Below are 12758 nucleotides of genomic sequence, written 5' to 3'. Positions count from 1 at the left end.
GCTGCAGCCCACAGGCGTCCCGTCAGAACCGAAGCGGCCACTGCGAGCCTTGCCCTGCGAGGTGCCGGAGAGAAGATCGAGAATCGCGATCTTGATGCCGATATTCGCCATGGCCTCGGCGCGGGCATGCTGCGACAGGCTCGCGGCCTCGATGGCGCGATAGCGCGCCGCCACGATGTAGGTCATGAACAGCAGGCCAAGGATCCCGGTCGCCCAGATCACGACGAGCAGCGCAAAACCGCTGTCGCTGCGGCTTTCCACGCAGTCCGCTGGCCTCGGGCTTCCCGCAGGCCGGCTATGGAGATAGCAGCCCGGCCGTGCTCTCATCATCTGCCGCCCGAATCCAAGGCAAGGACCCAGGGACTGTGGCGCTGCCCTCGGGAAATGTCATTCCCAAAGCGAGAATGGTGGTTGCCGGCCATCGGCAGGCAACCACCGGCACGCAGGATGCAGGTCAGTGACGATGCCCCGCAGGGGGGGCCTTCTTGTTCGACGCAGAGACATAGGACATGGCGTCGACATAGGCGATCAGATCCGCCGCATCATTCTTCGACAGTCCCAGCGTCGGCATGCGGATCTTGTAGGCTCCCGCCAGCTCGAGCGCGATCGGGTCCTTCTTCGCCCGCATCTGGTCAGGCTCCATCAGGTAGCTCACGATCCAGTCGCGATCCCGCCGCGCAGTGAGCGCTTGGAGATCGGGGCCGACGCGCTTGCCGCTGCCGATGGTATGGCATGCGGCGCAGGCCTTGATGAACAGGGCTTGGCCAGGCAATCCCGTCGAGGTCGCCGCAATGGGACGCTCGCCGCGCGCGGCAACACCATCTGTTGCGACGGTCTCGGCTTTCCCCATCTGGTTGCGCCAATCTGGATCCATAGACTTGATCGTCATGGCGAGCGTGTTGAGGTCGCTGAAGGCCGAATCCTTGGCCCACTCGCCGGTCACGTCGTTGCCCAGCATGATATCGCTGCGATGTTCGAACACCTTGCGGCTCCGCTCGCCAAGCTTGTGCCGGAGCACGGTGATGTCCGCGGCATTGCCGGTGAGGAAGACCCATCCTGGTCCGGTCTGGAACACCTCCGCATAATTCTTGAGCTTGTCGGGGGTGTCGACTTCCGGCTCGATGCTGATCGAGACGAAGAAGATGCGGCTGCCCACGAGATCGCCGAGCTTGTCCTTCACCTGCGCCAGGCGCGCCGTCATCACAGGGCAGATGTCTCGACAGGTCGTGTAGATGAAGCTGACGACGACGATCTTGTCCTTGATCACGTCATCGTAGAATCGCAGAGTCTTGCCGTCCTGCGTGATGACGGGGACGTTGGGCAGGTACCCTGGCCCCCAGGGCGAGCCACCAGGGGCCGCGATGCTGCCGCCGACACTTCCAAACAGTGCGAGTATGGCGCTGATCGCAAAAAGTCGTCTGAGCATGAACGGCCCCTTTAGTAACGAATGCGGTCTCGACTTCGGCCCACCTTCTCGGGGCGCAGACGCCCGCTCAGGTCTTGGAAGCGACTTTCACCACCCTGGGATCGCCCTCAGGCAGAATTTCGGGCTGCTTCCAGACGACGCCATTGGGTGTCGGGATCGGCGTCATCGTCGGCACATATTGCGGCTGCCCCTTGTAGTTGGGGTCGCCTGGCGGCGGGGTGAGCAGCTGGTAGCGCAGCAGCATCGCGAAATCCTCGTGAACCGTGTTGTGGCAATGGTTCACATAGGCGCCGCCGAACTCACCGAAGCGCACCTGGAATTTCACCCTCCCCGAAGGACGCAGACGCCAGACATCCTTGCGTACCAACCGCTCCGTATCTGGAATGGAGAGGTTTCCACGATCCATGGTGACCCCCTCCTCGAAGTGGAGGTGGATGGGATGGTCCCACCCCCCGCCACCATTGACGAGCGTCCAGTGCTCAACCTCGCCCGGCTTAGGGATCAGGACCGAGATACGATTGGCGTTGAGCGAGTGCGCCGACTGGCCGTTGACCTTGATACTCCAGGGGAAGGCCTTGGTGTCTCCGCAATCGGGTGTGCACTGCCCGTCCGCCCCGAGTGAATCGCCATCCCCCGACCTGCCAAACTCGATCACCCGCTCGCGAACGGGCGCGACGATCGGAATCTGGGTGGTCAGGGTCTTGACCCCAGTTCTCCACTCGGGATCGGCAAAGTTGGCGCTGCGATCCTTGTCGATCGGATTATTGGCATTGTAGACCTTGCCGGGATTGTCGACGCTCTGGACCTGGCTGACGACCCTGAATTCGAGGATTGGACCAACGCAGGGGTCGTCATCCCTGCCTTTGAAGGCCTTGTCCATGGAGACGGCGCCCTTGGGCTTGCGCCCGTCGGTCTGCTCCAGCAGATTCACCAGAAAGACGCTGTCGCCCGGCGCAAAGGCCGAGAAATCGACAACGATGTCGTAGCGCTCCGCAACGCCCTGCTCGTCCAGTTCGGTGAGCAGAATCGGGTTGACCACCAGGTTGCCGTCATTGGCGATGAAGTAGAACGGCACCTTCGTGCCTTGCGAGAACCGCGCGCTTTTGTTCACGCCCAGAGCGAGCTTGATGAAGCGCGACATGGACGCATTCAAGAAGCGGAAGCGGTAGCGCCGCGGCAGCACCTCGAAATGCGGATAATAGGTGCCGTTGACGCAGAGCATGTCGCCAAGGAAGCCGTCGGTGTCGAAGATGTCGAACCGACACTGGCCATCGGTGTCGAAGGCCGGGTTCGAAATGACCATGTTAACGTCGAAGTCGAGATTGCCCCATTTCAGCTGCGTGCCGCTCGGCAATCGAAGATTGATGCCGTCGTCGAGATCCTCCCGCCCGCGGTCGGGCCCGCTGTAGAAATTGCAGACCGCGAACATGCCCTTGTGGACGTTCTCGGCGGTGAAGAAGAAGCGGTGATCGTGGAACCAGAGGCTGCCCTGGATTTCCCGGAAATCTCCGGGAACGGGGACGAGACCATCGCCGTCGTCGGGGCCGGAGCATTTGCGAACATAGTCGCGGTCGCCCGTCGGCCAGAGGCTCGGCATGTCGCGCCGGGCCATGGTTATTCCCCAGTGATAGTCATAGAAAGTGCCGGGGAAGTGGAAGGCGTTGCAGGCGCCATCGCTCTCGGCGCCATTATGCGCGTTGTGGAAATGGATCGAGACCTCGTTCCGGCCAAAGCCGCCATTCGCCGCCCGGTCGACCGGGAGATCATTGTACATCCGGGTGAGGACCGGTTCGCCATAGCGCGCCTTGATCAGGATCGGCATGCCGAGACCGTTGCGTGTGCCGGCCATATTGCCTGCCTGTCCTGGCTGCCGAGGGCCAAAGCTCCACATCGCGTTCGGGTTCTGGTCGGGCATGCCATCGCAGAACCTGTTGCCCACTCGAGCCTGCCCTAGCGACAGCAGATAGCCCTGCTTCGGATAGAGTTCCTCCCAGCGCTGATGGGCGAAGAACTCGCCTGGCGGACGCCCTTCCATGGGCCCGACTCCGGTCACCGGATTGCGGTAGGCAGCGCCACGGGAATTGCTGAAATCGGTGTGATACGAGAAATTCTTGGCAGGCGGCTCCTGGCCTCCTGAGGCGAACTGCCAGGCGGCATCGCCATTGGGCATACGCAGAAGCGGCACAGGCTTCTGGACTTCGGGCCGCCGCATGGCGTCGTGATACCTGACCGCGCCAAAGGTGGGGCTGCGTGGCGCCCCGGTCGGGACCTGGGCATAGGCGCTCTTGGCGAAGGGACTGAGCCCGTTTTTCGCTACCAGCAACCCGCCGGCGGTGAAAAAGCCCCAGCGCAGCAGGTCGCGTTTGGTGATTTCGCCCAGCGAGAGGGCTTTGACGATCTCGAGCCGGTTCTCGAGGGCTCGCTGAGCTTCTCTCAACCGGATGCCAGTGGTTTCGCGTGGAAGATACACGACCGCCTCCCCCGAGCTGAAAACGTGCAAAATATCGCAGGAATTCTAGTTTTCAGGAGGAAGCAACTGAAGGGGCGAAGGTCGGTCCGCGCATGGAACCAAAGTCCGTGACCTTGGTCGTAGTCCCCTCTTCTCTCGCGTAAATGCTATCACAGCGAGACGGTTCTACAGAACCGTCAGATTGCAAAACCGCTCACGACGCAGAATTAAATCAAAAAAATAAAAATAAGACCTACAACACATATGAATATCGCAACAAGTTCTTTCGATAATAATACAAATACAATTATATCACTCTGTAAGAATAGGAAAATTTAGCTCAAAATCTTCAAACCTACGCTCGACGATAACCCTGACACGTAGGCTGACAAGACGCGGCAGCCGCTCGGAATTTCTCCATTCATCATGCCAACGCCCGGGGGAACCCTCTTCCCGCGAGCCGAAATAGCTGAATGTTGCCGAAGCCACGCCGCGTGCAAGGACCTCTCCCGTGTTCTGGGCCGACAACGCGCCGGCACCAATCGACATGAGCGATGAGCCGAAAACCAGGGCGCCGGCGCCCTGGGCACCTGTGTTCTCACTCGCAATCGTGATCGCAAGTATTCCCCCTGGCTGTGCGTCTCCGTTGCTCAAGGTGACGAAAGACACCCTGTCGGCGAGACCTTCGAACATCACCAGCGGCCGCTCCGTCGCACGCGGCTGAATGAGGGGCAGCGCACCGGCCAGCCAGCCGGAGATTGCGGCAGCCCCGATGGCGATCTCGGCGCCGCGGTCGCGCAGCCGCCCAGCCTCGGCGACCCTGCTCGCAAAACCCAGCATCAGGGCAAAGAGCCCGAGCGTCAGGGAGAGCAGGATCAGCCCGACCAGCACCTCGAGAAGGATGAAGCCACCGGTCCGGGCTCCGGAAGGTGTGCTTCTCATCATGGCCCTGACCTTGGCGCGATTTCGAGGGACGACAAGGTCACCGAGCGAGTGCCATTGCTGGCGGGGTCGGAGACTGTAACATCGACCCACAGGCTCTCGACCTGCCGGTTCTCGCCCAGCCTGACCGAGCCGTAGCTGCGCACGACGGCGCGCCATTCATAACCATTGTCGAACCTCGCAGCCGTCGCTCCCGGCCTCAAGGGGAAGTCCTGTCCGGCCGACGCCAATTTGCTCTTGGCGAGCAGCGTCGCGAAAGTGAGGAAGCTCGCCTGACGGTCGCCACGCATCGCGACGGCAAACGCCGTCAGGAGGGCGGCCAGGACGACCACCAGGATCGCGAAGGCGACCAGGAACTCGAGCAGCGTATAGCCGGCCTCGCCGCCGCCGCTCAGGCCCCTGCGCCTGGCGCTATTGATCGAGCGTGACATGGCCGGTGGCCCAACTGACCCGCACGCGCGCGGCGACCTGGCTCAGCTGCAAATGGATGTCGCCGCCGGTCGAACGCCCGCTCGGCAGAAAGCGGATACCGCCGACACTGGAGGAGCGGCGCTCCGCCTCGGCCAGCGCCATGTCGATGCTGGTATGGGGCGCCATCTGCGTTTCCCCGATCACGGGTGAGGCGTAGATACGCCGGTCCGCATCGATCAGGAAGAGCATGTCCCGGCTCTGCGCCATGGCGGCAGCGCGCGTGACCCGGAGTGCAGCCGCCAGGCGGGTCGCGTCAGCCGTCACCTGTGCCTGCGACGGCGTACGCCTGAGCAGAGGCGCCGCCATGGTCACCGCAAGGCTCAGGATGGCGATGCAGATCAGCACCTCGATGAGCGTGAAGCCCGCATTGGCAGGGATGGCGCGCCGTGTCCTGGTCATCGCAATGCCAGTTCATTGATCGAGAGCACGGCTCCCATCACCGAAAAGATGATGACCGCGATCATGCCTGCAACGAAAATCGTGATGACCGGGGTCAGCGCCGCGAGCGCGCGGGAGGTCCGGACCTGTTCCTGGCGCTCGAGGATCACGGCCGCGCGCAGCAGCATGTCCTGCAAACGGCCGCTTTCTTCGCCGACCGTGATCATCTGCTGAGCTACAGAGGGCAGCGCCTCGGCTGCCGAGACCGCCTCGCCGATGCTGACGCCTGCCCGAACATCCGTGACGGCCCGGTCAAGCCGCTCGCGCGTATGCTGGTTCCTGACGAGGGGACAGGAGGCCTGAAGCGCCTGCAGCGGCGGGACACCGGCCTTGACCAGGGTCGCAAGCGTGCGCATGAAGCGCCCCGCCTCGCGGAGTTCCGCAATGCGCCCGATGACGGGGAGAGACAGGTAGAGTCTGTCCAGCTTGATCCGAAGCGCAGTACTCCGCCGGGCCGCGAGGATGCCCAACCCACCGATGACCAGTATCGCGGCGGCAAGGCCCAGGATCCACGCCCCGTTCTGCCGAACCGCTTCCATGGCCGCCAGGACCGTGGGTAGCGGCATGCCGTTCTCCAGGAAGAGCGGCGTCACCGCCGGGACCAGCAATCCCAGAACGATCGAGATCGACACCGCGGCAAGGCAGACCAGGAGGGCCGGATAGGCCATGGCGGAGCGAATCCGGCTCCTGATCTCGACCCGCCGGTCAAGCAGTTCGGCCAGTTCCTGCATGGCGCCGCCGAGATCGGCGCCGACATCGCCCGCCTGAACGATGCGGATATATTCGGGCCGGAAGCGGCCCGGCATTCCCTCCATGATCTCCGCAAGCATCGAGCCCTGCTGAACCCCTTCCATCAACTGAAGCGCGAGGGCCCGCATCCGCGGCTCTTCCGTGGTCGTCGAGGCGATGCGCAAGACGGTGTCGAGCGGCAAGCCGGCCTGCAGGAGCACAGCAAGATCGCGAGCCAGGCGCGCGAGTTGCGCGTCGTTGACCCGCCGCGAGCCGCGCTCCAGGCTGATCTCGCGAAACAGGAAATCCCCTCCCCCCGAGGCCCGAACCTCGTAGGGGGTGACACCGCGAGCGCGAATGATGTCTCGCGCCTCGTCGGTCGACGCGGCTTCGACATCATCCTCGATGAGGTTTCCCGCCCCATCGAATGCCTCGAAGTGGAACCTCATGGCTGCTCCACCGTCAGCGCGGTCGTCACGCGCAGCACTTCCTCGACCGTCGTCAGACCCCGCCAGGCCTTGGCGACGCCGTCCTCATACATCGATCCGCCGCCAGCCCTGCGCGCCATGCGTTCGATCTCGATCGCGGGCAGGCGCTGCAGGATCGCCCGCTGCACGCTATCGTCGACGACCAGCAGCTCCGCGATCGACAGCTGGCCGCGGAACCCGCTGAAGCCGCATTTCTCGCAGCCATGGGGCCGCAGCAGTTTCGCGGGGCCGAGTTGGCGAAGTGCCGGAACCGTTTCAGTCAGCTGCTCCGAGATCTCGTGCGCGACCTCGTGCGGCTCTGCGCAGGAGGTGCACAAGCGCCGCACCAGCCGCTGGGCCATGATCCCGCGCAAGGTCGAGCCGAGCAGGAAATGCTCGATCCCCATGTCGATCAGGCGCGTCACCGTCTCGGCGGCGCTGTTGGTGTGCAAGGTCGAGAAGACGAGATGGCCGGTCAGCGACGCCTGCACCGCGATCCGGGCGGTCTCCGTGTCACGGATCTCGCCGATCATGATCATGTTGGGGTGATGCCGCAGGATAGCCCGCAGGCAGGCCGGGAAATCGAGGTTGATGGTCTGCTGGACCTGCACCTGGCTGATGCCCGCGAGCTGATATTCGATCGGGTCCTCGACGGTGAAGATCTTCACCGTCGGGCGATTGACGTGTTTCAGCATGGTGTAGAGCGTCGTCGTCTTGCCGCTGCCGGTCGGCCCCGTGAGGAGGATGATCCCGTTCGGCTGCTCCATGACCTTGTGCAGCACCGCGATCTGTGCCGGCTCGAAGCCGAGGCTCGAAAAGTCGAGTTTGACCCGGCTGCGGTCGAGCACGCGCATCGTGACCGTCTCACCGTCGATGGTGGGGATGGTGGCGACGCGGAAATCGATATCATTGCCGCGGATCGCGAGCTTGATGCGCCCGTCCTGCGGCAGGCGGCGCTCGGCAATGTCGAGCCTCGCCAGGATCTTGATGCGCGAGATGACGGCGGCCCGCAGCCGCGCGGGCACCTCTTCGGTGACGCGCAGCATCCCGTCGATCCGGTACCGGACGGAGAGCCCGTTCCCGATCGGTTCGACATAGATATCCGAGGCGCGGGCATCGACCGCAGCGGAAATGATCTGGTTGACAAGGCGGATCACCGGCGCCTCGCTGGCGCTGTCTCGCAACCGCTGCAGGTCGTGTTCGCTGGGATCCTCGCCCGCGTGAACAGGTGTCGCCAGCGCTTCGGCAGCGCTCATCTCGCCATAGAGTACCGCTGCGAGCCGCTCGAACTCGGCAAGCGTGATGACTTCGTGGCGGATCGCGTGGTCGACGACGAAGCGCACCGAATCCAGCGGCATCTGGTCTAGCGGATCGACGACGGCGAGCGTCAGCGTACCCGCCTCCAGCCGGATCGGCAGAATCCGGTTCTGGATCACGAAGGAGGGCGGCAGTTTCTCGGTGAGAAGCGGCTGCAGGCTCTCGTCACCAGGCGCGTAGAGCGGGAGCCCGAGATAGCGTGCGAGGCTGAGCGCGAGATCCGCTTCGGACATGATGCCGAGTTTGGCCAGAACGAGGTCGAAGCGATCTCCGGCGGTCGCCGCGGCGCGTTGAGCGCGGCCTATCGATGTCGCATCCAGAAGGCCCTGCGACAGCAGGAAGGCTCCGAATTTCTCCGAAAACGATCGGCTATGCGGATCGTTTTCTGCCAGTGCGGTTCGAGCGTGCTCGGTCATGCTCCCTCCATCGGAAGCCCAGTGCCGGAGATCGCCCTGATGATCTCCGTATCATCGTAGCACGCGCTTGGCGTTCTGGATCACGACGCGGCCGGGATCGCGCGTCGGGGCAAAGGCCTCGACCTTGCGCCGGTATTCGTCGGTGACCGCCTTCGCCTCGTTCAGGTCCCGCACGACACGCGGCGTCAGCATGATGACGAGTTCGGTCTTCTCGACCTGATCCCGCTTGTCCTTGAACGCATTGCCGAGCAGCGGGATGTCGCCAAGGACCGGAACCTGCGTCGCCACCCGCGATGTCCTGTCCTGGATCAGGCCGCCCAGCGTGATGCCCTCGCCATCATTGACGACAACGGTGGTGCGCACCCGCCGGCGCCCGAATGTGGGCGAGTCGATGCCGGAGGTGGTTGTTCTTTGCACGGTCGAGACCTCCTGCTCGATATCGAGCAGGACGCGGCCCGATTCATTGATCCGCGGGGTTATGTTGAGGATCACGCCCGTGTCCTTGTAGGAGACCGAGTTCACGACCGGAGCGCCGGGCGTCAGCACGCTCACCGCAGACTGGGTCGTGATCGGCACCTGATCGCCGATCTGCAGGGTCGCGGTCTTCTTGTCGACGACCATGAGACTCGGCGAAGCGAGAACGTTGACCCGCCCGACCTCGGCGAGCGCATTGATCGTGACGTTGGCCTGGGCTGCCCTGAAAACGTAGGAGAAGCCCGGGAACGCGGCGCTGATGGCCCCGTCGATCGCGTTGGTGAAGGTTCCCGTCTGATTGCCGCGCTGGTTCTGCAAGAACCAGCGGACGCCGAATTTGAGGTCGTCGTTCAGCGTCACCTCGGCGATCGTCGCCTCGATCAGGACCTGATTGGGAACGATGTCGAGATTGGCGATGACCCGGGCCACCCGCTTGAAGTCTTCCTGGGAGGCGAGGATGAGAAGCGCATTCTGCGCCGGGTCGGCCACGACCTTGATCCGCGGCTCGCCGCCCGGCCCACCCGCTCCGAACCCCGTCGCGGCCGTTTCGGAGGCAGCGCCATTCTCCTGGCCTCCCGTGGCCAGGGTCGCACCGCCGATGGGCAGGCCCGAGAACATGTCGAAGCTGCGGCGTGCTGCGCCGCCCCCGAAAGCGCCTGCGAATCGGTCACCGCCCGAGCCGCCACCCGAGAATCCCGTGGCCTGGGCCAGCTGGCCCGGCACGCCCGCGGCATCCGGCTCGGAGCTGCGCACCCTCTGCCCGCCGCGTCTGCCTGCATCTCCGCCGCCTGTAACCTCATTGGCGAAGATCGAATTCAGGACCTCCACGAGTTCCTTGGCCTGCCGGTTGCGGAGCACGTAGCTGTGGATTTCCCGCTGTGGCCCGGCGGCCTGATCGTCGAGGCGGCGAACCCATTGCTGGGCCTCACGCAGATATTGCGGCTGCCTCGCTATGATCAGGATGGACTTGAGCTTCGCGTTCGGCACCAGTTGGACCATGCCGCTCATCGCGCCTTCGGCATTCGATGAGAAGATGCGGTTGACCCCATCGACAATGGCATCGGGTTCTCCGCCTCGCACTGGGACGAGCGCGAACGACATACCCTTCATGGCGTTGACGTCGAACACTGAAATGGCCTCCTCGATGGAGTTCATTTCCTGGGCCGTGCCCGAGATCAGCAGCGCATTGCGGGATGTGTCGACCCGCACCACTCCGCCGAACGACACGATCGGCTCGAGGATGCGCTTCATTTCCGTCGCCGCGATGTACCTCATCGGCACCACCTTGACCGAGTTCCCGATCTGTTGGCCGCCGCTATCCGATCCGCCGAGTCTCGCCCCCATCGCCGCTTGATCGGCCGTCACCACCCGATAGATGTTGCCGTTCTGAACGATCGCGGCGCCGACGGTCCGCAGGGACGCCTCGAAGAGTTCAGCGATGCCGGCACTGTCGACCGGCCTCGTCGTCTGAATCGTGATCCGGCCCTCGATCTTCGGATCGACGGTGAAGCTGGTCTTGAAGATATCACCCAACACGGCCTTCGCGCCTTCGGTCACCGAGGCATCGACGAGATTGAGTGTATAAGTCTGCCCCCCGGACGCCCGCGGAAGAGCGCTCGGCATCCGCGACTGGTCGGGATTGCCGGTGAACTCTCCCCCCGAAAAGACCTTGGCGGCCTGCGCCGGCCCGGCGCCACTCGGGTCCGGCAGGCTCGCATAGGGTCCGAAGGGGCGCCTTTTGCCGTCATCGTCGACCGAACGCGTCGAGTGAGTGGCGTTGACCTGCTTCTCGAAGGAGACGATTCCGGATTCCTGGCAGGCGCTCAACAGCAGCGCCCCAAGCAGAGCCAACGCAATGCATCTGGGGCTTTTAGAGAGGGGCGGCTTCCTGCCATCTACGGATGTACGAGCCATGTCCCGCCAACTACTGATAATGAGGTAGGCAACGCTTTGCTGGTACGCCTCGCGAGTTTGGCGAACGATTCGTTCGATTCCAATTAAATTCGATCGGGCGTGATCTTATTCCTTGGATAATAAGCGTCTGCGCAACAGTGCCCCCGAGCCGTATTCATGGGCTCTTCGGCCGATTTCCCTGCAGGCAACGCACGCCAAGCACGCGAAGACAAATATGAGACAGTAACCGGGAATCCGCAGTAGAAGAGATGACCGGACGAAACCTCGGCTCGCCGACGCATTGGCAACTCCGACGGCCGGACTGGACTGCAGCCGCGACGGCAGGCTTGCATCGGCTTCTGCAGGATGAAACGTCGCTTCGTGGGGCCTCTGCCACGTGGTACTCTGCAGGCTGGTCATGCAGATGGGCGCGTGCAGGGCCAGATTGCGGAGCAAACTCCTTGAGAGACCGCCCTTCGCCGCCAATCCTCCCAACAACAAGACGGCGTGAAATTCAGCTCCGCGCTTCGATCATTCGAACGATCATGCGCAGAGACGCCCATTCATTCGCCCCCCAAAATCCAGACAAAATTCTCAACACTCAAATATTCATAGACACAAAAATTGATTTCTCCGCAGCCTCAGGGGAACATCAATGGCCGAATACAGAATATCCATCATAGACAACCACCCTCTTCTCCTGGAGGGCATGGCTGCGCTCGTCCGGCGCAAACCCGGCCTGACATTGAGCGCGATGGGCTCCACTGTCGGGCACATCCGCTCCATCGCCACCGATCACCGCCCCGATGCGATGATCCTCGACTTCAATATGCCCGGAGACGCCTTCCGCGCGCTTCTGGAAGTTCTCTCGGGCTGGCCAGCAATGAAGGTCCTGGTCTTCACCGCCTCGAGCGATACCAATCTCGCCATCGCGCTTCTTGATGCGGGTGTCAGCGGCTTCGTGCTGAAATCAAGCTCGACGGATGAACTCTGTACGGCGATCGATGCAATACGCCGCGACGAGGTGTTCATTTCCCCCTCATTCGCAGCCCGGATCATCGGCGCCCTGAAACACAAGCCCGCCAACACGCGACCGGCGCCCATGCCGAACTTTCCGTGCCCGGGAACATCAGATCGTCAGGCTGCTTTCCAGCGGCAAGCGAAACAGGGAGATCGCAAGCGCCCTGTCGCTGAGCGAAAGGACCGTGAAGGGCTACATGACGCTGCTGATGCAAAAGCTCCGCGCCCGCAATCGCCTGGAGGCCGTCATTGCCGTGCAAGGTCTCAGCCAAGCAGCTACACTGCGTGGCGATATCGAGAATGACACCCTGTCAGGGCCGTTCGGTTAGAAGCAGGCTTGGCAAGGCGCCTTGCCCTGATGGGATCGTGGCCACGGGCCACGCCTGTCTGAAGCATTGCCACGCCCCTCCCCTCGTGTCGGCTCCGTTTCACCTCTCCTTGAAGATCCTGTTGGCGTGGTCTGCGAAGGGTTTCGTCAGGAACGAGAGCGCGGTGCGTTCCTCGGTGGTGATGAAGACCTCGACCGGCATTCCGGGCTGGAGCTTGCGGTCGCCGAGGGCAGCGACCAGATCGCCGTCGATCTGGATCTCGCCGGTGTAGAAATTGGCGCCGGTGGTGGGGTCGCGGGTGGTCGCCGGGGAGAGATGGCTGACGGTGCCCGGCAGTTCCGGGGTCGAATTCTTGGCGAAGGCGGAGAAGCGCAGGCGGGCGGGCTG

The 12758-nt window shown here is 63.2% G+C and carries 10 protein-coding genes and 2 pseudogenes; 2 read left to right on the top strand and 10 right to left on the bottom strand.

Annotated features, from left to right (window positions below):
• The 9 genes and pseudogenes from AC1DRP_RS27945 to gspD all read right to left on the bottom strand — a co-directional run.
• Positions 1-261: pseudogene (locus AC1DRP_RS27945) on the bottom strand (hypothetical protein); the annotation flags it as partial.
• 193 nt (positions 262-454) lie between these two features.
• Positions 455-1426: an SCO family protein gene (locus AC1DRP_RS27940; RefSeq protein WP_441488818.1), complete on the bottom strand. Its 972-nt coding sequence runs from the start codon at positions 1424-1426 to the stop codon at positions 455-457.
• A 67-nt stretch (positions 1427-1493) separates the two neighbouring features.
• Positions 1494-3896: a multicopper oxidase domain-containing protein gene (locus AC1DRP_RS27935; RefSeq protein ID WP_441504841.1), complete on the bottom strand. Its 2403-nt coding sequence runs from the start codon at positions 3894-3896 to the stop codon at positions 1494-1496.
• A gap of 291 nt (positions 3897-4187) precedes the next feature.
• The gene (locus AC1DRP_RS27930; protein ID WP_441504842.1) at positions 4188-4766 is read right to left on the bottom strand and encodes a hypothetical protein; all 579 of its coding nucleotides are present in this window, start codon (positions 4764-4766) and stop codon (positions 4188-4190) included.
• A gap of 50 nt (positions 4767-4816) precedes the next feature.
• Complete coding sequence (locus tag AC1DRP_RS27925; RefSeq protein ID WP_441504843.1) at positions 4817-5248, bottom strand: type IV pilus modification PilV family protein; 432 nt, start codon at positions 5246-5248, stop codon at positions 4817-4819.
• Entirely contained in the window at positions 5229-5687 is a 459-nt protein-coding gene (locus tag AC1DRP_RS27920; RefSeq protein ID WP_441488822.1) for a pilus assembly FimT family protein, read from the bottom strand. The genes AC1DRP_RS27925 and AC1DRP_RS27920 overlap by 20 nt, the downstream gene beginning before the upstream one ends.
• Positions 5684-6904: a type II secretion system F family protein gene (locus tag AC1DRP_RS27915; RefSeq protein ID WP_441488823.1), complete on the bottom strand. Its 1221-nt coding sequence runs from the start codon at positions 6902-6904 to the stop codon at positions 5684-5686. The genes AC1DRP_RS27920 and AC1DRP_RS27915 overlap by 4 nt, the downstream gene beginning before the upstream one ends.
• Positions 6901-8655 carry a GspE/PulE family protein gene (locus tag AC1DRP_RS27910; RefSeq protein ID WP_441504845.1) on the bottom strand — a complete coding sequence of 585 codons (1755 nt, stop codon included), beginning with the start codon at positions 8653-8655 and terminating at the stop codon, positions 6901-6903. The genes AC1DRP_RS27915 and AC1DRP_RS27910 overlap by 4 nt, the downstream gene beginning before the upstream one ends.
• Positions 8656-8706: 51 nt before the next feature.
• The gene (gene gspD / locus AC1DRP_RS27905) at positions 8707-10980 is read right to left on the bottom strand and encodes a type II secretion system secretin GspD (RefSeq protein WP_441504846.1); all 2274 of its coding nucleotides are present in this window, start codon (positions 10978-10980) and stop codon (positions 8707-8709) included.
• A 697-nt stretch (positions 10981-11677) separates the two neighbouring features.
• Here gspD and AC1DRP_RS27900 point away from each other — a divergent pair.
• Positions 11678-12013: pseudogene (locus tag AC1DRP_RS27900) on the top strand (response regulator); the annotation flags it as partial.
• 142 nt (positions 12014-12155) lie between these two features.
• Complete coding sequence (locus tag AC1DRP_RS27895; RefSeq protein ID WP_476770149.1) at positions 12156-12371, top strand: response regulator transcription factor; 216 nt, start codon at positions 12156-12158, stop codon at positions 12369-12371.
• Between the two features lie 99 nt (positions 12372-12470).
• Here AC1DRP_RS27895 and AC1DRP_RS27890 read toward each other — a convergent pair.
• Positions 12471-12758 (bottom strand): beta-barrel domain-containing protein (locus tag AC1DRP_RS27890; protein WP_476770148.1); only part of this gene is annotated, 288 nt, incomplete at its 5' end.

This window comes from Allobosea sp. 01N443 (genome assembly GCF_056399325.1).
The sequence above is the reverse complement of the archived record's forward strand: the minus strand, read 5'-3'. Positions and strand labels throughout refer to the sequence as shown.

Bases quoted from the DNA above. Each gene is read 5' to 3' on its own strand.
- AC1DRP_RS27940 (WP_441488818.1), bottom strand. From the start codon at position 1,426: ATGCTCAGACGACTTTTTGCGATCAGCGCCATACTCGCACTGTTTGGA.
- AC1DRP_RS27925 (WP_441504843.1), bottom strand. From the start codon at position 5,248: ATGTCACGCTCGATCAATAGCGCCAGGCGCAGGGGCCTGAGCGGCGGC.
- AC1DRP_RS27920 (WP_441488822.1), bottom strand. From the start codon at position 5,687: ATGACCAGGACACGGCGCGCCATCCCTGCCAATGCGGGCTTCACGCTC.
- AC1DRP_RS27915 (WP_441488823.1), bottom strand. From the start codon at position 6,904: ATGAGGTTCCACTTCGAGGCATTCGATGGGGCGGGAAACCTCATCGAG.
- AC1DRP_RS27910 (WP_441504845.1), bottom strand. From the start codon at position 8,655: ATGACCGAGCACGCTCGAACCGCACTGGCAGAAAACGATCCGCATAGC.